The organism is uncultured Anaerococcus sp., from assembly GCF_963512375.1.
In the GTDB taxonomy this organism is placed as follows: Bacteria; Bacillota; Clostridia; order Tissierellales; family Peptoniphilaceae; genus Anaerococcus.
The window spans coordinates 187,367-209,040 of record NZ_CAUPMI010000001.1; the positions used below are offsets into that span (position 1 = coordinate 187,367).

Genomic DNA, 21,674 nt, shown 5'->3' on the forward strand with positions numbered 1-21,674 from the left:
AAGTAAGATTTTCACCAACCATCTTCTCTCTATGCTTCTTTCTAGACTACTCCTTTTTCATTGTTAATATTCGATTTAATAGTCTTATTATATTTATCTTTGCCAAAATGTCAATATCTAGACCTTCTAGGAAAATCTATTTTATGAAAACGATGGCTTTCTTACGGTAAATTAATTTTTATCTAAAATTAAACTAGACAAATCTATTAAAATGAATATAATTTAATATATATCAATAAAAATTTTCAGAATTGATGAAAATATTTTCATTATTTGATTTTTTTTGTTATAATATATTTAGAGTCTTGGTGTAGGAGTAGTTATGGATTTAAAAATTTACCTTATATCAGATGGCGGTGCTTATCTACTAAAGGACATAGTTCATAACACCATGAGTCATTTTGATGCCAAATATAAAATAGAAATATTTGACAATCTCAATAACTTAACAAAGCTAAATGGTATACTAGGTGTAATTAAGAGATCAAAAAATTCAATAATTTATCACTCTTTTAGAGACTCTAAGATGAATGCCTATGTCAAAAATTTCTGCAAGGCTAATGAAATCAACAGCATTGAACTTATGGATTATTCGATTAATTCCATGGCTAAGATTCTTGGTGAAAACCCTCACGAAGAAACAAATTTCATTGACCCTACAGAATTTCTCCATTCTAGAAGGATGGATGCCCTAGATTTTGCCATAAAATATGATGATGGCCAAGATTTTAGGGGCCTTGAACATTGCGACATAGCAATCATAGGAGTTTCAAGATCTTCAAAAACTCCCCTATCCATGTATATGGCTAGTAAGGGATACAAAGTTAGTAACATCCCCTTGCTAATAGATTCAAAAGTACCGCAGGCACTTTTTGAAATTGACCCAAGCAAAATTTTCGGTCTTACTATTGACAAGGATGTACTTAAAAAAATCAGAGAAGAAAGGCTAAAATCACTCAATCTTTCAGTAGACTCTCTCTACTCTTCTAAGGAGCGTATCAAAAATGAGATCGATTACGCACTTGAATTAATGAATGATTTGGGATGTACGATAATCGATGTCACTTACAGATCTATAGAAGAAACTTCGGAACTTATAATTGATTATTTAAATCAAAATAAAGAAAGGGAAAAATTATGAGCACAAAATACGTTTATAACTTCGATGAAGGCGACAAATCAATGAGAAGCCTTCTAGGCGGTAAGGGAGCAAACCTTGCAGAAATGACCAACATGGGAATCAATGTTCCTTATGGTTTCTCAGTAACAACTGAAGCATGTATCAGATATTACAAAGAAGATAAAAAGCTTTGGGATGAATTAAATGCTGAAATTACTGAACATATTAAAGACCTAGAAAAACACAATGGCAAAACTTTTGGTAATAACGAAGATCCTCTTCTAGTATCAGTTAGATCTGGTGCACCTATATCAATGCCAGGTATGATGGATACTATCCTAAACTTAGGTCTTAATGATGTTGCTGTTAAGGGTCTTGAAAATAAAACTCAAAACAGAAGATTTGCTTACGACTCTTATAGAAGATTTATTCAAATGTTTGCTGATGTTGCAATGGGACTTGATAAAAATAAATTTGAAGAAGTTCTAACAGCCAAGAAAAATGAAAAAGGCGTTGCAACTGACCATGACCTTACAGCTGAAGATTTTGTAGATGTAGTTGATAAATATAAAGTAGTTTATAAAGATCTTGCTGGCGAAGAATTCCCACAAGAACCTAGAAAACAATTAGACCTTGCTATTGCTGCAGTATTTTCATCATGGAATAACGACAGGGCAATCCTTTACAGAAAATTAAACGAAATTGATGATAAAATGGGTACAGCTGTTAACGTTCAATCAATGGTATTTGGTAACATGGGCGAAACAAGCGGTACTGGTGTAGCCTTCTCTAGAAACCCAGCTACAGGAGAAAACGTTCTATATGGTGAATACCTAATGAACGCTCAAGGTGAAGACGTTGTTGCAGGTGTTCGTACTCCAGAACCAATCAGCCATCTAAAAGACTTAATGCCTGAAGTATATGAAGAATTTGCAAACACAGCTCAAACTCTTGAGAAACATTACAAAGACATGCAAGATATGGAATTTACTATCCAAGATGGTAAACTCTATTTATTACAAACTAGAAATGGTAAAAGAACTGCCCAAGCAGCTGTCCAAGTAGCTGTTGATATGGTAGAAGAAGGCTTAGTTGACGAAAAAGAAGCCCTATTAAGAGTTAACCCACAAGACTTAGACGGACTTCTCCACCCTACCTTCACTCAAGCAGCTATAGATAAGTCTGAAGCCCTAACAGTAGGTCTTGCAGCATCTCCAGGAGCAGCAGTAGGTAAGATAGCTTTCTCTGCCCCAGAAGCAGCAAAAAGAGCCAAAGATGGTGAAACAGTAATCCTTGTTCGTGAAGAAACAAGCCCAGAAGACCTAGAAGGTATGGTATCAGCAGTTGGTATCCTTACAGCAAGAGGCGGTATGACATCACACGCTGCAGTAGTAGCAAGAGGTATGGGTAAATGCTGTGTATCTGGTGCTTCAGATATCCACGTAAACGAACTTGAACATACCCTAAGAGTAGGCGATGTAGTTTTAACAGATCAAGATACAATTTCAATAGATGGTTCAACAGGTGCAATCTATGCAGGAACTCTTGAGACCCAACCACCACAAATGCACGGAGCATTTGGAACATTCATGGAATGGGTAGATAAATATAGAGATATGAAAGTTAGAACAAATGCCGATACACCAAGAGATGCAAAACAAGCTCTAGAATTTGGCGCTGAAGGTATAGGTCTATGTAGAACAGAACATATGTTCTTTGCTGATGATAGAATCTTCCAAGTTAGAAAGATGATTCTAGCTTCTGATCTTGAAACAAGACAAGCAGCCCTAGATAAAATCCTTCCAATGCAAGAAGAAGACTTCTATCAAATCTACAAACTAATGGAAGAAAGACCAGTAACTGTTAGACTTCTTGACCCACCACTTCACGAATTCCTACCAAAGGGAGAAAAAGAAATCGCTGACCTTGCCCTAGAATTAAAGATGCAACCAGCAAGAATTCACGAAAGAATTTCTGAACTTCAAGAAGTAAACCCAATGCTAGGTTTCAGAGGCCTAAGACTTGGTGTAATCTATCCAGAAATCTCAAGAATGCAAGCAAGAGCAATCATGCAAGCAGCTATTAGACTAAATAAAGAAGGCATAAAAGTAGTTCCAGAAATCATGATCCCACTTTCATCAGATGTACACGAACTAGCTTACGTAAAAGATATAGTTGTAAAAGAAATTGAAAAAGTATTTGAAGAACAAGGTATGGAAATCAAATACCTACTAGGTACAATGATTGAAATCCCAAGAGCAGCTATAACAGCTGATGAAATAGCTCAAATCACAGACTTCTTCAGCTTCGGTACAAACGACCTTACACAAATGACCTTCGGTCTATCAAGAGATGACGCAGGTAAATTCCTACCAGCTTACATCGAAAAAGATATCCTAGAAAAGGATCCATTCCAAGTACTAGATCAAAAAGGCGTTGGCTTCTTAGTAGAAACAGCTGTAGAAAAAGGATCAAAAGCAAATCCTGACCTACACCTTGGTATCTGTGGTGAACACGGTGGAGAACCAAATACAGTTAAATACCTATACAATGTAGGTCTTGACTATGTATCATGCTCACCATTCAGAATTCCAATAGCTAAACTTGCAGCAGCTCAAGCCGCAATAGAAAAAAATAAATAAGCTATAAAAATAATTTTCTCCGGTTAGTCTTTCTAACCGGAGATTTTTTTCACAAAAAATTTGCAATTTTTATACTCTTAGGATAAAATCTTCAAATAATCTAAAAGGAGAATTTATGGAAAAAATCGAAAAATTTAAATTAATAGATGGAGCCCAGCTTAAATATATAGCCTTCGCTTCAATGTTTATAGACCATTTTAATAAAGCAATTATAACACCATTTTTGACAGGGTCTGGTCCCCTAGTTATTCTTACAACTATCTTTGACATCCTAGGTAGGATTGCCTTTCCAATCTTTGCCTTCATGATAGTGGAAGGATTTTTCAAGACTAAATCACGCTGGAAATATTTAAGGAATCTCTTAATTTTTGCGGTGATTTCAGAAATCCCTTACGATATGTTCCAATCAGCTGAGTTTGTAAATACCTGGTCACAAAATATTCTCTGGGGTCTTGCCCTAGGACTTTTTACCATAATGGTAATTGATAGGCTAAAAGAAAGCATAAAAAATAGACCACTTTGGGTCATCGTATCGCTAATTCTTGTAGCTCTGTCATGTCTAGGATCTATGCTAATCTCATCAGACTATGAGTATTATGCCATTATAACCATCTACCTATATTATGTTTTCTATGATAAAAGAATCCTAGCATCAGTTCTTTCCTACCTAGTAATCATCAAGGAAATCTACGCCATCCTCGGTTTTGCAACCGTACTTTTATATAATGGAGAAAAAGGCAAACAAAATAAAATATTTAATTACCTATTTTACCCAGTCCATCTTTTAATTTTTGGAATAATAAGGATGGCCTTTAAAATCTAAAAGACAGCTTAATTTATTTAAGCTGCCTTTTAATTTCCTTATTTTTTTCTATGAGATTTTATTAGGGAAATTGAATTTATTAAAATTGAAAGGCCTACACATAACCAAAGAGCCTTAGAAATGGTTGGCATGGTATCCATAAGTCCTGCCCAGTCTTCTATAATAACTCTACTTGCCCCATCAGCATAAAAAGCACAAACTGTAAAGCTTGTGAAGGATAGGCTTAAAAATCTAAAGATATCAGATTTCTTTTTGAAATTAAATATATTTAGGATAGCAAAAATTATTGCCAAAATCCCAAAGATAAGCCACATCATAAGGCTTCCTTTCTTATATATTTCTTAACTATAAAGCCAAAATATATTGAAATAAAACCACCTATAAGGCCTGCTATAAATCTTTTAGTCACGCCCATTTCTGTCGCAAAAATCGCATAAGCAAATAGGGTTATTATCGCAAGGGTAAAAATAAAAAATACTAGACCTCTGCTTGCAATTTTAATAGTAGTTGAGTTTTTATTTTCAAAAGATTTTTTCAAAACAAAATAGAAAAATCTCACAAAAACAATCAACATTATTAAATAAAGTACTTTTCCTAAAATTTCCATAATAAGTCCTTTCTTGTAAAAATAATACATTTTTGAACTCTCAAAATCCAATACGAGTCAAGCGCTAAATATTTTTCTGCTATATTTATCTACCGCTATTTTTCATCACTTTCTAGTTCAACTTCTAAAACCAAACCTGATAAGTCTTTTTTAAGTCCAGATTTTATTTCTTCCTTCCACTGACTTGAAACAGTTAAATCTTTTGAATTTGTTGAATAAGATTCAAATATGCTCAAAGGCTCATCCGCCTTAAGAACTCCTCCATCAGTCCAAGTGTAGGCATTTGTTCTTTTATCTATGAAAATCCTATCTCCAAAGTATGCTCCTGATATTGAAGAGATTTTTTTATCTGATATTGCATAAAGATTTAGGTTATTTGAAGTAATAGCTATCCCTAGCTTTTCACCCTCTTCTATCTTTGGAAGCTCGATATCAAAAATATCATCTTCATTTCCCTTATCATAACTTATTAGCTTTAGACGAAGCTTTGCATCTTTAGGCCTCTTAAATGAGTAAACATTGGCTCCAAAATCAACCACATCTCCTCCATCAAAACCATCCCTTAGGTCAAGGTCGAAATCTTCTTTTATAAGCTTAACCTCTCCAGGATTTTGACTTTCAACCTTACAAGCCCCTAAAATTAGTATTAAAAGTAGACTTAATAAAATATTTCTCTTTTTCATTTTTCCCTCCTATAAATAAGGAATTTACTTTTCTTTTTTATCTAGTATAAGTTCAAAGGCCAAAATCTTAAGGTCTTTATCTTCCTCACTCATTTTTTTAAGGTCTTCTTTTGTTATATTTTTTATATCAATATCCTTATCATCCTTGGACATCCCAACAAAGAGAATAGCTGATTCCTTATCTTTTATATCAGCTTGGTCTAGCCAATAAGTCTTGTTAAAATAGTCCTTGTCCATAGCGGAATCTGACTTATAACTTGTATTATAATTAACTTTATCTCCTTCTATTCAAAGGTCGATATAGGAATTTTCATTAAAACCAATACCAAGCAAAGAATTTTCTTTAGCATCACTTAATGGTCCATCTACAAAGTTAGAAACTTCCCCGTCTTTTATAGCAAATAAGTTCATTTCTAGTTTTTCTGTATCAAGTCCTTTTAGGGAATATGTGTTATAGGCAAAGTCTAATTTCTTTTCTTCGCCAACATATTCTAGCGCATCCACATCAGTCTTAGTCTGGCTTATTTTTGCACCTTCTTCTAGATTAGCTTCCTTATTGCAGCCTGTAATAGCAAGGGCTAAGGCCCATATCAGTAAAAACTTTTTCATCACATCCTCCTTTATCTTGTTACTTATATAATACCCAAAATTTTTTTAAAAAAAGGATTTCCTAAATAATTCAAAAAAAGCGGCCGGAGCCGCTTGTAAATTTTTATAAAATCATTAATAAGAAGATGATTAAAAGGACCATTAAAACCTTGGCACCCAAGGGCAAGATTTTAACTTCTTTTTCCCAATCTGTGCTCTTATACATTTTTTGCTCGTCTATATATGAACTTGTAAAGGACAAAGATTTTATATAATAGGTTAAATTTTCCTTAAATTTAATGATTTTATCTTTCAACTTCAATCCTTTTTGTATTTTCTAGAATAAGTTGATTATATTTTCATTTTCATCAAGGTCTATGTCCAAAGCATTTGGATGTTTTGGTAGGCCTGGCATGGTTAGGACCTTATTGAGGTAGGCAACTATAAATCTTGCTCCCGTTTTGATCTTGATATCAGAAACAGTTATTTCAAAACCTTCTGGTCTGCCCTTGATTTTGCCATCATCTGTTAGGGATGCTGGAGTTTTTGCCATACATATTGGGTAATTTCTGTAGCCAAGTTCGTCGATTTTATCAAGGACCGCCCTTGCCTCGTCTGTAAAATTAACCTTGGCAGCGCCGTAGATTTCCTTGGCGATTGTATTGATTTTCTCTTCTGTTGATAGGTCGTCCTCATAAAGAAGTTTTACTTCTTCGCTATTTTCTTCAACTAATTTTACAAGTTTATTAGCAAGGTCAATCGCACCTTCACCGCCCTTGGCCCATACTTGGGTTAGGGAAAATTCTACGCCAAAGTCTTTTGCCCATTCTTCCATAAATTTAATTTCAGCTTCCGTATCTGTAACAAATTCATTAAGGGCAACTATTACTGGTAAGTTGTACTTTCTCATGTTTTCTACGTGCTTTTCAAGGTTTTTAACCCCTTCTTTTAGGGCATCAAGATTTTCTTCTGTTAAGTTTGCTTCATCAACTCCACCGTGAAGTTTTAAAGCCTTGATTGTTGCAACTACTACAGCTGCCTTTGGTCTTAGGCCTGATGCCCTACATTTGATGTCTAAAAATTTCTCCGCACCTAAATCTGCACCGAAACCTGCTTCTGTTATTACATAATCAGAGTATTTAAGGGCTGTTTTTGTAGCTATAACTGAGTTACAACCGTGGGCAATATTTGCAAAAGGACCGCCGTGGATGATAGCTGGGTTATTTTCTAAAGTTTGGACAAGGTTTGGATTTATAGCATCCTTAAGTATGGCTGTAATTACACCTTGGATTTTTAAATCTCTTACAAAAATCGGCTCATCATCTTCGTTATAACCAATCATTATATCAGCAATTCTATTTCTTAGATCTTCTAAATCTTCTGCTAGGCATAAAATAGCCATAATCTCACTTGCAACTGTGATATCAAACGAAGAATCTCTTTCGTCCTTGCCATTAGCATTGATTTTAATTCTTCTAAGGGCCCTTTCGTTCATGTCCATGACATAGTTAAATAGAACTTCCTTAAACTTAAGCTCATTTCCCTGGAAGATGTGGTTATTAATTAGGGCCATGATTGCGTTGTGGGCTGATGTGATAGCGTGGAAGTCTCCATTAAAGTGAAGATTTATCTCCTCCATTGGGACAACCTGAGCAAAACCACCACCTGTAGCCCCGCCCTTTCTGCCAAGAACTGGGCCAAATGATGGCTCTCTTAATGCAACTGTTGATTTCTTTCCGATTTTGTTTAGGCCATCAGAAAGCCCAACTGTTACAGTTGACTTACCCTCACCGCTTGATGTAGGGTTGATAGATGTGACTAAAACTAAATTTTCTGATAGCTTATCAAAATCTGGCTTTCTAATTTTTGCCTTGTACTGGCCATATTTGATTAAATTTTCTTCAGAAATATTTATTTTCCCTGCAACATCTTCGATTTTTTCTTTCTTTGCCGCGAGCGATATCTCATAATCTGTCTTCATTTATACCTCCTCTAGGGACATATGACCTATGTCCTTTCTGAAAAATAGGTTGTCACACTCTATTTTTTCTATATCTTCATAGGCTTTCTTGTAAGCCTGGCTCAAATTGTCTGCCTTAGAACATACTATTAGGACCCTTCCACCATTTGTGAGAATTTTTCCATCTTCGGCCTTCGTTCCCATATGAAATACATGAGAATCTACCTTTTCTAGGCCCTTAATTTCAAATCCCTTTGCATAGCTTTCTGGATAGCCCTTTGAAGCCATGACTACTCCAATATAGGCAGCATCATCAAATTCCACTTCAAAATCCTTGCCATCAATCACCTTCTCTGCTATATCATAAAGGTTTGATTTCATAGCCAAAAGCAGGATTTCTGTTTCTGGATCGCCAAATCTAACATTATATTCTATAGTCTTAATTCCGTCTTTAGTTTTCATAAGACCTGCAAATAATATACCCTTAAATTCCCTTTTTTCCTTGATCATAGCCTTGGCAGTTGGCCTTAGAATTTTTTCCATTGCCTCGTCTATGTCAGCCTGATTTATGTGCTTAATAGGCATATAGACACCCATGCCGCCAGTATTTGGACCCTTATCCCCATCAAAGGCCCTCTTGTGGTCTTGGACAATCTTCATTGGCACGACCTTTTCGCCAGATATAAAGGCTAGGAGAGAAAATTCCTCACCTTCAAGGAATTCTTCAATTACAACTTCATTTCCAGCCTCGGCAAATTTTTGATTGACCATGATTTCTTTAAGGGCATCTTTTGCCATATCATAGTTTTCAGCTATTATTACACCCTTGCCGGCAGCTAGGCCATCAGCTTTGATTACAAGTGGGAAAGTTGATTTATCAAGGTAGGCTAAGGCCTTTTCATAGGATGTAAAAATTTCATAGGCTGCAGTTGGGATGCCATATTTTTTCATAAGATCCTTGGCAAAGGACTTGGACCCTTCCAAGATAGCCGCTTTCTTGTTTGGCCCAAAGACTCTGATATTTTCTTTTTCTAAAATATCTACAATCCCATCTACAAGATAGGCTTCTGGGCCTACAAATACTAAGTCGATATTTTCTCTTTTACAAAAGCTTGCTATTTGATCATTTTTTAAATCAACACACTTCCCAAATTCAGCAACACCTGGGTTTTCACCGACCATAAATATTTCATGGCCTTCCTTATATAATTTGTAAGAAATGGCAGCTTCCCTACCGCCATTTCCCAATACTAGTACTCTTGCCATATTAATGTTTAAAGTGACGCATGCCAGTAAATACCATGGCTATGCCGTTTTCATTACAAGCGTCGATTGATTCTTGGTCACGAATTGAACCACCTGGTTGGATAATGGCTTTGATATCGTGTTTAGCTGCCTCATCCACACTGTCCCTGAATGGGAAGAAAGCATCTGAAGCAAGGACACATCCCTTAGCCTTGTCACCTGCTTGTTTGAAGGCAATTTCAGCTGCACCAACCCTGTTCATTTGACCAGCGCCAACACCAATTGTCTGGCCATTCTTAGCAAGTAGGATAGCATTTGATTTGACGTGTTTTACAATCTTATAGGCAAATTCTAAGTCTTTTAGGTCCTCTTGGCTGACCTTTGTTTCTGTAACTGTTTCAAGCTTGTCATAAACGGAATCATCATAGTCTTGAACAAGAATTCCACCCCTTACAGATTTTATTAATTTAGGATTCTTGTCAGTTTTCTTTGGAATCTTATAAATTCTTACGTTTTTCTTCTTTTCTAGAATCTCTAAAGCCTCGTCTTCATAATCGTATGCAAGGATTATTTCTAGGAAGATTTCGTGCATTTTTTCGGCAGTTTGCTTATCAACTGTACCATTAATTGCTACTATTCCGCCAAAGATTGAAACTGGGTCTGCCTCAAAAGCCCTAGTCCATGCATCAAATACGGTTTTACCTGTGGCAACTCCACATGGGTTCATGTGTTTTAGACCAACACAGACTGTTTCATCAAATTCTTGTAAAATATCAAGGGCTGCTGAAGCATCTTGGATATTGTTATAAGACATCTTCTTTCCATGTAATTGGACGCAATCCTTTAGAGAATAAGATACTTCCTCATCTGATACATAAAAGGCAGCCTTTTGGTGTGGGTTTTCCCCATATCTTAGCTCATCTTCTAGAGTGTAAGTTAGGGTCAATTTTTCATTTTCACCATTAATAGAATTAAAATAAGAAGCTATTAGGCCATCGTATTGGGCTGTTTTGTTAAAAACTTTTCCTGCTAGTCTTTGTCTTGTTTCAAGGCTTGTCTCGCCATTTTCTTCTAATTCTTTAATGATTTTTGGATAATCTTCTTTCTCAGTTACAACTGTCACAAATTTATAATTTTTGGCAGCAGACCTAAGCATAGAAGGACCACCGATATCTATATTTTCAATAATTTCCTCATGGGTCACACCTTCCTTGGCTAAGGTTTCTGCAAAAGGATAAAGATTTACGCAAATTAGGTCTATATAATGTATGTCATTATCCTTAAGCTCTGACACATGGCCCTCATTATCTCTTTTTGATAATAGTCCACCGTGAACTTTTGGGTGGAGGGTCTTAACCCTGCCTTCTAAAATTTCTGGAAAACCAGTGTATTCTTCAATTGAAATGCAATCTAGACCAGCATCTCTTAGGTGGTTTAAAGTTCCACCAGTAGAGATTATTTCAAAACCATTTGCTACAAGGCCCTTAGCAAAATCTGCCACTCCTGTCTTATCACTTACACTTATTAAAGCTCTTTTCATTTTTCCCCCTTTAGGATTTCTGCTGCAGTCTTTATATAAAGCCTATGCTCTATATCATGCACCTGGCTTTCTATTTCATCTAGACTCTTACTATAGTCAACCTTAAACTTATCTTGGGCTAGGATCTCTCCACCGTCTATTTCTTCATTTACATAATGGATGGTAACTCCAATGTATTCTTCCTTTGCTTCATAGGCTCTCTTAATTGATTCTATTCCCTTGTATTTAGGAAGAAGTGAAGGGTGTATATTTATGACCTTCCCCTTATAAGCTTCAAGAAAATCTTTAGAAAGAATCCTCATATAACCAGCTAGAAAGATGTAATCCAGCTCTTTTATTTTTTCTAAAATTTCTTTTTCATAGGCCGCTTTGTTTTCATATTCTTTTGGATTAAAAACGAAGCATTCTATATTTTTATCTTCTGCTCTTTTTATAACTCTAGCACCTGGCTTATCACAAACCATAATCTTTATTTCAGCAAGACTTTTTATTTCATCTGAACTTGCTAAGGCTTCAAAATTTGTACCAGTGCCTGAAGCAAAGATTCCTATTTTTTTCATAGAAGGACTATCCCTTCCTCATCTGTGACCTCACCTAGAATGAAGGCATCATAAATTAGGTCAAGGACCTTGTCTTTATCAGCATCATCTACAATTACTGCAAGGCCTACACCCATGTTAAAGACTTGATACATCTCATCGTGGTCAATTTGACCCTTTTCTTCAATAAATTTGAAAATTTCTGGAATCTCATAGGAATCCCTATAAATTTTCATACCTAGGCCTTTTTTAAGGGCTCTTGGAAGATTTTCTATAAAGCCTCCACCTGTGATGTGGGAAATGCCAGAAACTTTTACATTTTCTAATAAGCTTCTTACTTCCTTGGCATAGATCCTTGTTGGTCTTAAGAGGGCCTCTCCAAGAGTTTCTCCATTAAATTCATCATCTAGGCTTATATTTTCATCACTTAAAACTTTTCTTATTAGGGAAAATCCATTAGAATGGAAACCTGATGAAGGAATGCCAATTACTGCCTGGCCAGCCTTGGTATTTTGAGCATTGATTAAGTCTTCCTTTTCAGCTGCACCTACTGCAAAGCCTGCTATATCATATTCGCCTTCCTTATAAAAGCCTGGCATTTCAGCAGTTTCTCCACCTACAAGGGCCGCTCCCGCTTGTCTACAACCATCTGCCACACCCTTAACTATTGCTTCGATTTGAGCTGGGTCATTTTTGCCACAGGCAATGTAGTCTAAGAAGAAAAGTGGAATTGCACCTTGGGCAAGGATGTCATTTACACACATAGCTACTGCATCTATACCGATTGTATCGTGTTTATCCATATCAAAGGCAAGTTTTAGCTTAGTTCCTACCCCATCTGTTCCGCTTACTAGAACTGGATTTTTAAAGCCATAGGCTCCTAGGTCAAAGGCCCCACCGAAACTACCAATCATGTCCATCATGCCTTTATTTTTGGTTGATTCTACGTGTTTTTTTATTCTTTCAACTGATTCATAGCCGGCATTTAGGCTAACCCCTGCCGCCTTATATTTCTCGCTCATTTGCTCCCCTTTTTAAGTATTCTTTTTGTATGTCTGTAAGTTCAGCTTCAAATTCTTCCTTATAATTTCCAAGACCCTCTACATAAGCACCTGTAAAAATATCAAGGGAGATTCCCTTATTAGGAGTATCAAAGTCAAAACCAACAGCTTCCTTTAATCCTTCTACAGATATAAATTCCAAACTATCTGCCCCTATCAAATCCCTTACTTGCTCTTTTGTAAGGTTGGCTGCGATTAGTTCCTTGGAGGTTTTCATGTCAATTCCTGAATAAGATGGAAAGACAATTTCTGGTGAACCTATCCTTAAGTGAACCTCACTTGCCCCAGCTTTTTTGAGCATGGAAATGATTCTCTTTGAGGTAGTGCCCCTTACTATTGAATCATCAAGAAGGATTACCCTCTTATTTCTAACAACGTCAGAAAGGGCTGATAATTTCATCTTCACAGCTATGTCCCTGAGATTTTGACTAGGTTCTATGAAGCTCCTTCCTATATATTGGTTCTTAATAAGTCCCATCTCATAAGGTAGGCCGATTTCTTCTGCATAGCCTGTCGCAAGGGATAGGGAAGAATTTGGTACACCGACTACTATGTCAGCATCAACAGGAAATTCTCTTGCCAAAACCCTGCCAGTATTTTTCCTAACTATGTGGACGTTTTTGCCAAGTATAGTTGAGTCTGGTCTTGCAAAATAAATAAATTCCATTGATTCGATGGCAATATTTGAAGCCTCACAAAAGCTTCCAATCTCATATCCATTATCATCTATTTTTATAAACTCTCCTGCAGAAATATCCTTTAGAAATTCTGCCCCAATTACATTTAGAGCACAAGACTCAGAGGCGATTGTATAAGAATCATTGAGTCTACCAAGAACTAAAGGCCTGGTTGCATGCCTATCTACCGCACCATAAAGGGCATCTTGGGTTAGAAGCATGACTGAAAATGATCCCTTAAGCTTATTTAAAGCTTCCTTGAATCTTTCTTCAATACTATCTTTTCTAGATCGTCTAATTAAATGCATGATTATTTCAGCATGGCTTGCTGAGTGGAAAACTGCTCCCTCATCTTCAAGCTCGGCTCTTAGCCATTTGGCGTTATTTAAATTGCCGTTCATGGCTATGCCTAGGTGGCCATCGTTAAATTTATACAAAAGTGGCTCTATATTTTGAACGTTTGTGGAATTACCGCTTGAGTACCAAAGAGCACCCAAGGCAGAAGTACCATCTATTTTTTCTAATTTTCCATTATCTTTAAATACAGCTGCCAAGAGGCCAACATTCCTGTAGCCCCTGAGCCTAGTTCTTTCTGTTGAGACAATTCCTGCTCCCTGTTGTCCCCTGTGTTGGAGGGCATGGAGGGCATAAAAGGCAACGCTAGGGGCATTTTCTATATTCCAAATTCCAAACATCCTTACTCCTTAATAAATTTTATCTAGTGAAATATTTTACACCGTTTTTAAATATATCTTGTCTTTCTCTTATAGTTTGGGTCTTATAAAGAGTCTTGTATGATCTTTCAGAATGGCCCATCTTTCCTAAAATCAAGCCATCCTTGCTGACCATACCCTCTATAGCGTAGGCTGATCCGTTTGGATTGTACTTGCCATTCATGCTAGCATCCCCATCAGGGTCTACGTATTGGAAGGCTGCAAGGTCCTTAAATTCTTCTATCCTATCGCCTACTAGTCGTCCCTCACCATGGCTTAGGACAAGTTCGTGGAGATCATCTAAATTAAAATCTTGGGTCCAAGGTGAATTTGTATTGGCACACCTTGTTATAGCTGTATCTGATATGTGCCTAAAACCTGTATTTCTAAATAAACTTAAATCTTCCGAATCTAGGTCTCTAATTTCTCCATAAGGTATTAGTCCTGATTTTATAAGGGCTTGGAAGCCATTGCATATACCAAGTATTAGCCTCTTATCAGCTAGGTGGTCATGGATTGCCTTTTTAACCTTGTCATTTTTTAGTATATTTACTATAAATTTGGCTGAACCGTCTGGCTCATCTCCTGCTGAAAATCCACCAGGAAAGGCTATTATGTGGGATTTTTTGATTTCTTTTACAAATTCATCTATAGAATCATTTATATCATTTTCCTTTGTATTTCTAAAAACAACTTGTTTTACGCTTGCACCAGCTTCTTCGAAGGCCTTTTGGGTATCATATTCTGAGTTTGTACCTGGAAATACTGGTATAACTACCCTAACATCATCGACCTTTTCCTTGTAATATCTCTTTTCATTTCCAGATGTTGCAATATTTTCTGTCTTTTCACCATCCTTATTGTAATAGGTTGGATAAATCTCTTCAAGAGTTGACATATAGGCTTTTTCTGCTTCATCAAATCCTATTTCAATGCCATTTATAGAAATTTCTTCGCTCACTCTTCCTATTTCTTTAAAGTCAAGGTCTGAGTCTCCTTCGATGACGATTGAGCAAGGGTTAAAGTCAAGAGCCGCATCATAGTCGATTGTAAAACCTAATTTATTTCCAAGACCCATCTTAATTAAAGAAGATGTAACTGATCCAAAATCTTGGACATAAGCTGCTACTACTTTTTTATCCTTGATATAAGCATTTAATTTTTCAAAATCTGCCATGGCTTTATCTAGATTTGGATAGGCCTTGGCATCTTTTTCTATTTCGACGATATATAGTTTATTGCCAATTTTTTTAAGGTCAGGAGTGATTACATCAGATATTTTAACCGGTGTACAAGCAAATGAAATCAAAGTTTCTACTACATTTATATCATTAAAGGATCCTGACATGGAGTCCTTTCCTCCTATGGCAGGTCTTCCTATTTCCTTCTGGGCAATGATTGATCCAAGCATGGCCTGGCTTACCTTGCCCCACTTCTTAGGGTCATCAAGGAGCTTTTCAAAATATTCTTGGAAGGAGAAGTAAAGATTTTCCCTATTTCCACCTACCGCATAGACTTTTGCTACAGATTCTAAAACTGCGTATATACTTGATAAGAATGGTGAATATTTTGATATCTTTGGTATAAAGCCGTAGGCTAGGATGGTTGCTGTATCTGGTGTTGAATAAAGGGTAGGAATAGCTGCAACTGAGGCTTGGACAGGTGTTATCCTTTCCTTGCCAGCAAATGGCATCATCACAGATTGGGCACCTACGGAAGCATCAAACATAGAAGCCATACCCTTTTGGTTGGTTACGTTTAAATCTTTTAACTCATCAAGGATTGCTTCTTTAGTCACTTCTCTTTTAACAAATGGATTTTCGCCTAAATTATCAACCAGTTCTGCCTTTGCATGTTTTCTGACTCCTGCAGTTGCTAAAAATTCTGCAGAGAAGTCTACAATTTTTTCATCCTTGTAATACATTTCTATGCGGTTTTTGTCAGTTATATTTGCCACATGAACGTATTCTAGATTTTCTTTTTGGCATTCTTTTATGAAGGCTTCATAGTCTTTTTTATCAAGACCTACTGCCATCCTCTCTTGAGATTCGGATATGGCAATTTCTGTTGGATTTAGGCCTTGGTATTTGGTTTTGACCCTATCAAGGAAGATTTCAATACCATCTGAAAGCTCGCCTATAGCTACAGATACACCACCCGCACCAAAGTCGTTTGATTTTTTTATAAGTCTTGTGACTTCTGGCTTTCTAAAGAGTCTTTGAATCTTGCGTTCTTCTACTGGATTACCCTTTTGGACTTGGCTAGAAGCAGTTGTTAAAGATGAATCATCGTGGATTACAGATGAACCTGAGGCTCCCTGTATACCATCACGACCAGTTCTTCCACCAATCATTACGACAATATCTCCAGGCACTAGTTCTTCTCTCTTGTAGTCCCCATCTTTTACAGCTCCTACAACAGCTCCCACTTCCATAGTTTTTGCCACATAGGATGGGTCGTAGATTTCTCTTACAAAGGTGGTTGCTAGTCCTATTTGGTTGCCGTATGAGGAATTACCCAGGGCCTTACCCTTAGATATTTCTACTTGAGCAAGCTTATTTGCAAGGGTATCTTCTCTTTTTTCTAGGATATTTCCAGCTCCTGACACCCTCATAGCCTGATAAACATAAGACCTACCAGAAAGTGGATCTCTTATAGCCCCACCTATACAGGTTGATGCCCCACCAAAAGGCTCGATTTCTGAAGGATGGTTATGGGTTTCATTTTTAAATTGAATGAGCCATTTTTCCTTCTTGCCCTTATTTTCAATATCTGTAAAGAAGGAACAGGCATTAATTTCCTCACTCACTTCTATATTTTTATCTCCAAGGACCTTTGTATGATATTTGCCAATAATTGATGCCATATCCATAAGTCTAACAGGCTTTGTAATTCCAAGTTCTTCCCTTAAAGATAAGTAATAATCAAAGGCTGCTTGCATTTCATCTTGGAAGAGTTTTGAATTAATTTTAACTTCATCAAGGCTTGTCTCAAAAGTTGTATGCCTGCAGTGGTCTGACCAAAATACGTCTAGAACATAGATTTCAGTTTCACTTGGGTCCCTGCCTTCTTTTTTGTAATGGCTTTGGATAAATTCTAAATCTTCTAGGTCAAGGGCAAGAGAAAGGTCTTTAATAAGTCCTTCTAGTTCATTCTTGCCATAGTCCCTAAAGCCGGTCAAATCTCTTAATGGCTTCATTTGAGAATCTATTTTAAAATCCATCTTAGCAAGGTCTTTTTCTGAAGACTCGATTGGATTTATTAGATATTTTTTTATTTGTCCTAATTTTTCATCAGAAACTTCCCCATCTATTACGACAAGCTTGCCTGCTCTAACTAAGACATCTGCCTTATCGTCAATTAATTTTAAAGCCTGCATAGCAGAGTCAGATCTTTGGTCGTATTGGGCTGGGAGAGTTTCGTAGGCTATGTAAGTTTTGCCATTAAGGTCGATATTTTCAAAAACCTGGTCTATCATTACTTCTGAAAACACTCTTTCTTTTGCCTTCTCATACAAGTCTTCTGTTATATTGTAAAGGTCATAGATTACGTAAGTTTTAAGATTTTTTATAGCAAGTTTAAAATCTCTATTCAAAAGATTTTTAAGATTTTCACTTTCCCTGTCATAGGCTGGTTTTTTTTGTACAAATATTCTCTTATTCAAAGTCATCCTCCAAATATACATTTCCTAAAAAGTTCATGTGACCGATTTTCCTATTGTGGCGAGCTTCCTTTTCGTATAAGTGAAGATAGCCTTGTTTTTTTGTGATTAAATTTATAAAATATTCTTCATTTTGGCCTAAGATGTTATAAAGAGTTGCCTCCCTATTTTCGATTTTTCCCACCTTTAGTCCACAAATTCCTTCGATGTGAGCCCTAAATTGGGATTTGGTCGCAGATTCCTGGGTAATGTGGCCAGAATTATGGACCCTAGGGGCAATTTCATTAAAAATCACTTGGCCATTTGAAATAAAATACTCTACAGTAAGGACTCCGTAATAATCATTGTCATTAAGGACTCTTTTTGTGTATTCAATTGCCTTGGCCTCTTGATCTTTGCTAATCCTTGCAGGAATATTTGACCTATAGAGGATGTTGTTTCTATGTTCATTTTCGACCACAGCTACAATCTGAATTCCCTCAATATCTTTTACAGCTACCACAGATATTTCCTTGTCAAGTTCAATCAGCTCTTCAAGGATAGTATCTTTTTCTACTTCTTCATTTGAAGAAATTATCTTCTGGCCCTTGCCATCGTAGCCAAACCTCGTTGTCTTCATTACATATTTGCCATCAATATCGTAATCATCCTTATTAGCATCAAAGTATTTTACAGTAGGAATACCCAAAGATTTCGCATATTCTTTTTCCTTAAGTCTGTGTTGGCTTATTTCTAAGAGTCTTGATGATTGGACGAAATTATATTTATTTTCAAGCTTCTTATAAGATTCTATATCTATATTTTCAAACTCAAAGGTTACTACATCGCTCATCTGGCATAGTTTTTCAATATTTTCGTATACATTAAAAGCACTATGGATAAAATAATCTGCAAATTTTCTTGCGCAGGCGTCTTCACCTGGATCTAGAATTGCAACCTTATAGCCCATTTCTTTTGCGCTCATAGCTAGCATTCGTCCAAGTTGGCCGCCACCGATTATACCGATAGTGCTTTTTGGTAATATAGTCTGAATCATAATTTCATATCTTCCTTTACTATATTTTCTAATTCAATTTTAAAATCCCTGTACTTTTCAGCTAATTTTTCATCATTTATAGCTAAAATTGCAAGGGCTGTAATAGCAGCGTTTTTAGCACCTGCCTCTCCTATAGCCATGGTTGCAACTGGCACACCATATGGCATTTGCACAATAGAAAGAAGCGAGTCAACGCCGTTTAGGGTGGATGATTTAATTGGGACACCAATCACAGGTAGAGTCGTTGACGCAGCAACCATACCTGGCAAATGTGCAGCACCACCAGCTGCAGCAATTATTAGGCTGTATCCATTTTTTCTAGCGTTTTTAGCAAAGTCAACCATCAACTCTGGCGTCCTATGCGCGCTAACAACCCTCTTGTCGTAATCAATGCCGAACTTATCAAGCACAGCACAACACTCTTTCATAGTCTGATAGTCAGATTTTGAACCCATAATAACAGCTACTTTTGACATTTTAACTCCTTAACTTTTCTTCTACAAAATTAGTATATCTATTTTATTATTTTTTTCAATAGCTAAAGCAAAAATAAATTTTTAATCACAAACTTGACAAATTATTCTTAATAAATAAAATTTACTTGTAAGAAAGTTCTAAATATTATATCGTAATTGTAAAAATTCTAAAGGAGACTATGATGGATTTAATTTACAAGGGCAAAACAAAAGATATTTATAGCCTTGAAAATGGCAATATCTTAATGAAATTTAAGGATGATGTAACAGGCAAAGATGGAGTATTTGATCCAGGCGAAAATCAAGTTGGCCTAAGCATAGATGGTGCGGGCAAGGCTGGTCTTGAGCTAACAGAATTTTTCTTTGAAAAATTAAATAAGGAAAATATTCCAACCCATTATGTAAGATCAAATCTTGATGAAAATACCATGGAAGTCAAAAAAGCAAAAGTTTTTGGCAAGGGCCTAGAATTTATTTGCAGGTATAAGGCCGTGGGATCTTTTTATAAAAGATATGGCAAATACATAGAAAATGGAGAAGACCTAGACGCCTTCTTTGAAATAACAATCAAAGATGATGAGGCAGGCGACCCAACAATAAATAAAGATGCCCTAGAAATCCTAGGCATAATGACACCAGCCCAATACGATGAGCTTAAGAATCTAACTAGGGAAATTTGCGGAATAATAAAAGAAATCCTAAAAGAAAAAGACCTTGATCTATACGATATAAAATTAGAATTTGGTCTTGATGAAAATAATAATATCTTATTAATAGATGAAATCTCAGGCGGAAATATGAGAGTTTATAAGGGCAAAGAATATATCGAACCTCTCAAACTCAACAAACTCGTCTTAAATAAATAGCAAAAGAGCTTCCAAAAATGGAAGCTCTCTTTTAATTTAGAATGATATTCTAAATATTAGTGCTATCAGACAAAGGATAACTGCAAGTGGTGTATAGACGTACTTACCTATATTATGCCAATTTTTGCCGTAAACTTTCTTTGCTCCTTTATTAATCTCTTTAATTAATATATCTTTTTTAAGAATCCAGAACCAAGTTACAGCACCTATCATTGCTCCTATTGGGATTATATAGATTGAAATTATATCCATAAATGGACCCCATTGGCTGATCATTTCCATATTGACACCTATGGCAAACACGATTATACCTATAATTATTAGGGCTAAGTTTCTACTTAGGTTTTTATGTCTATCGATAAGTGATTCTGCCACTACTTCAAACATATTTTGTAGGGATGAGATACCACCAAAGATAACTGCTGTGTAAAGAATTATTGCAAATATTCTACCGAAAGCCATATCTTGTAAGATTGTTGGGAGAACTTGGAATAATAAGCCTGGACCTCCCGCTTGATCCATATTGTATACAATAATTGCAGGAATCATTACAAATGAAGCGAGCATAGCTGCAAGTGTATCAAGCATACCAGTTGTAACTGATGATGATACTATATCTTCTTTATCATCTAGATAAGCTCCTACTACAATCATTCCTGAACCTGTTACTGAAAGTGAGAAAAATGCCTGACCCATTGCCTGAAGTACCGTTCCCCAATTAAGCATTTCCTTGTCAAACCTAAACATATATTTGTAGCCTTCCATAGCATTTGGAAGTGTTACTATTCTTACTGCTAGGATTAAAAATAATATAAAAAATCCTGGCATCATTATCTTATTAGTTTTTTCGATTGTGCTAGCCCCACCTATACATGATAACAGGGTGATAGTAATGATTATAAAGTGAAAAATAACTACTGAATATGGCTGTAAAGAAAAGCTATCAAAATATGTAGTTGTATCTACACTTAGAAGACTTCCTGTTAGGGAATCAAATAAAACCTTGCAAATATAAGCAACTATTACAGCATAACCGATTGCTATGGCAAGTGATCCTACAAGAGGAATGTAGCCGATAAATTTACCAATCTTTGTATCTTCTTTTTTAGTCTTAAAGGCCTTGTAATAAGCTCCGAGGGTGCCTGTTTGTGCATATCTACCAACTGCAAACTCACTAGGAAGACCACAGTATGCAAAAATACCGATAAATACTAAATATGCCAAGAGAAAGACAATTCCTCCCTGTTGAAGCTTGTATGGAAATCCCCAGACATTTGCCATTCCCACGGCAGAACCAACCGCCGTTAGGATAAAACCTAATTTCGATGAAAATTTGTTCATAATGACTCCTTATATAAAAATATTTATTTAAACTTTATTTATACAAACTTTGTATGTATACCCCTATACTGGGATAAAGTATATTATGTATTATAT

The 21,674-nt window shown here is 36.1% G+C and carries 20 protein-coding genes; 4 read left to right on the top strand and 16 right to left on the bottom strand.

Going from position 1 to position 21,674, the window contains the following annotated elements:
- Positions 1 to 322 precede the first annotated feature (322 nt).
- The 3 genes from RRB46_RS01005 (at position 323) to RRB46_RS01015 (ending at position 4,585) form a co-directional block, all read left to right on the top strand.
- Positions 323 to 1,141, top strand: a complete 819-nt coding sequence (locus RRB46_RS01005; protein ID WP_311537170.1) for a pyruvate, water dikinase regulatory protein — start codon at positions 323 to 325, stop codon at positions 1,139 to 1,141.
- Positions 1,138 to 3,762, top strand: a complete 2,625-nt coding sequence (ppdK, locus tag RRB46_RS01010) for a pyruvate, phosphate dikinase (protein WP_311537171.1) — start codon at positions 1,138 to 1,140, stop codon at positions 3,760 to 3,762. Before RRB46_RS01005 ends, ppdK begins: the two co-directional genes overlap by 4 nt.
- Positions 3,763 to 3,877: 115 nt before the next feature.
- A complete protein-coding gene (locus RRB46_RS01015) occupies positions 3,878 to 4,585 on the top strand; it encodes a TraX family protein (RefSeq protein WP_311537172.1) in 708 nt (235 codons plus the stop codon).
- A 38-nt stretch (positions 4,586 to 4,623) separates the two neighbouring features.
- On the opposite strand, the gene RRB46_RS01020 is transcribed toward RRB46_RS01015, so the two are convergent.
- The 15 genes from RRB46_RS01020 to purE all read right to left on the bottom strand — a co-directional run bounded on the left by RRB46_RS01020 (position 4,624) and on the right by purE (position 19,371).
- Positions 4,624 to 4,902, bottom strand: coding sequence for a hypothetical protein (locus RRB46_RS01020; RefSeq protein ID WP_311537173.1), 279 nt, complete (start codon positions 4,900 to 4,902; stop codon positions 4,624 to 4,626).
- Positions 4,899 to 5,192, bottom strand: coding sequence for a hypothetical protein (locus RRB46_RS01025; protein WP_311537174.1), 294 nt, complete (start codon positions 5,190 to 5,192; stop codon positions 4,899 to 4,901). Before RRB46_RS01025 ends, RRB46_RS01020 begins: the two co-directional genes overlap by 4 nt.
- Positions 5,193 to 5,287: 95 nt before the next feature.
- On the bottom strand, positions 5,288 to 5,875 hold the full coding sequence (locus RRB46_RS01030) for a hypothetical protein (protein WP_311537175.1): 588 nt from the start codon (positions 5,873 to 5,875) through the stop codon (positions 5,288 to 5,290).
- 24 nt (positions 5,876 to 5,899) lie between these two features.
- Positions 5,900 to 6,112 (bottom strand): hypothetical protein, encoded by a 213-nt coding sequence (locus RRB46_RS01035; RefSeq protein WP_311537176.1) that lies wholly within the window; start codon positions 6,110 to 6,112, stop codon positions 5,900 to 5,902.
- A 51-nt stretch (positions 6,113 to 6,163) separates the two neighbouring features.
- Positions 6,164 to 6,484, bottom strand: a complete 321-nt coding sequence (locus RRB46_RS01040) for a hypothetical protein (protein ID WP_311537177.1) — start codon at positions 6,482 to 6,484, stop codon at positions 6,164 to 6,166.
- A 103-nt stretch (positions 6,485 to 6,587) separates the two neighbouring features.
- Positions 6,588 to 6,779: a hypothetical protein gene (locus RRB46_RS01045; RefSeq protein ID WP_106460684.1), complete on the bottom strand. Its 192-nt coding sequence runs from the start codon at positions 6,777 to 6,779 to the stop codon at positions 6,588 to 6,590.
- Between the two features lie 21 nt (positions 6,780 to 6,800).
- The gene (locus RRB46_RS01050; protein ID WP_311537178.1) at positions 6,801 to 8,444 is read right to left on the bottom strand and encodes a formate--tetrahydrofolate ligase; all 1,644 of its coding nucleotides are present in this window, start codon (positions 8,442 to 8,444) and stop codon (positions 6,801 to 6,803) included.
- Positions 8,445 to 9,689: a phosphoribosylamine--glycine ligase gene (purD, locus tag RRB46_RS01055; RefSeq protein WP_311537179.1), complete on the bottom strand. Its 1,245-nt coding sequence runs from the start codon at positions 9,687 to 9,689 to the stop codon at positions 8,445 to 8,447.
- Between the two features lies 1 nt (position 9,690).
- The gene (gene purH, locus RRB46_RS01060; RefSeq protein WP_311537180.1) at positions 9,691 to 11,208 is read right to left on the bottom strand and encodes a bifunctional phosphoribosylaminoimidazolecarboxamide formyltransferase/IMP cyclohydrolase; all 1,518 of its coding nucleotides are present in this window, start codon (positions 11,206 to 11,208) and stop codon (positions 9,691 to 9,693) included.
- Positions 11,205 to 11,768: a phosphoribosylglycinamide formyltransferase gene (purN, locus tag RRB46_RS01065; protein ID WP_311537181.1), complete on the bottom strand. Its 564-nt coding sequence runs from the start codon at positions 11,766 to 11,768 to the stop codon at positions 11,205 to 11,207. The genes purH and purN overlap by 4 nt, the downstream gene beginning before the upstream one ends.
- The gene (purM, locus tag RRB46_RS01070; RefSeq protein ID WP_311537182.1) at positions 11,765 to 12,769 is read right to left on the bottom strand and encodes a phosphoribosylformylglycinamidine cyclo-ligase; all 1,005 of its coding nucleotides are present in this window, start codon (positions 12,767 to 12,769) and stop codon (positions 11,765 to 11,767) included. The genes purN and purM overlap by 4 nt, the downstream gene beginning before the upstream one ends.
- The gene (gene purF, locus RRB46_RS01075) at positions 12,753 to 14,180 is read right to left on the bottom strand and encodes an amidophosphoribosyltransferase (RefSeq protein ID WP_311537183.1); all 1,428 of its coding nucleotides are present in this window, start codon (positions 14,178 to 14,180) and stop codon (positions 12,753 to 12,755) included. Before purF ends, purM begins: the two co-directional genes overlap by 17 nt.
- A 19-nt stretch (positions 14,181 to 14,199) precedes the next feature.
- Positions 14,200 to 17,868 carry a phosphoribosylformylglycinamidine synthase gene (locus RRB46_RS01080; RefSeq protein ID WP_311537184.1) on the bottom strand — a complete coding sequence of 1,223 codons (3,669 nt, stop codon included), beginning with the start codon at positions 17,866 to 17,868 and terminating at the stop codon, positions 14,200 to 14,202.
- Positions 17,855 to 18,895, bottom strand: coding sequence for an ATP-grasp domain-containing protein (locus RRB46_RS01085; protein ID WP_311537185.1), 1,041 nt, complete (start codon positions 18,893 to 18,895; stop codon positions 17,855 to 17,857). The genes RRB46_RS01080 and RRB46_RS01085 overlap by 14 nt, the downstream gene beginning before the upstream one ends.
- Complete coding sequence (gene purE, locus RRB46_RS01090) at positions 18,892 to 19,371, bottom strand: 5-(carboxyamino)imidazole ribonucleotide mutase (RefSeq protein ID WP_297688748.1); 480 nt, start codon at positions 19,369 to 19,371, stop codon at positions 18,892 to 18,894. The genes RRB46_RS01085 and purE overlap by 4 nt, the downstream gene beginning before the upstream one ends.
- 182 nt (positions 19,372 to 19,553) lie before the next feature.
- On the opposite strand from purE, the gene RRB46_RS01095 reads away from it, so the two are divergent.
- A complete protein-coding gene (locus RRB46_RS01095; RefSeq protein ID WP_311537186.1) occupies positions 19,554 to 20,237 on the top strand; it encodes a phosphoribosylaminoimidazolesuccinocarboxamide synthase in 684 nt (227 codons plus the stop codon).
- Positions 20,238 to 20,273: 36 nt separating this feature from the next.
- On the opposite strand, the gene RRB46_RS01100 is transcribed toward RRB46_RS01095, so the two are convergent.
- Positions 20,274 to 21,578: a sodium-dependent transporter gene (locus tag RRB46_RS01100; protein WP_311537187.1), complete on the bottom strand. Its 1,305-nt coding sequence runs from the start codon at positions 21,576 to 21,578 to the stop codon at positions 20,274 to 20,276.
- Between the last annotated feature and the right edge of the window lie 96 nt (positions 21,579 to 21,674).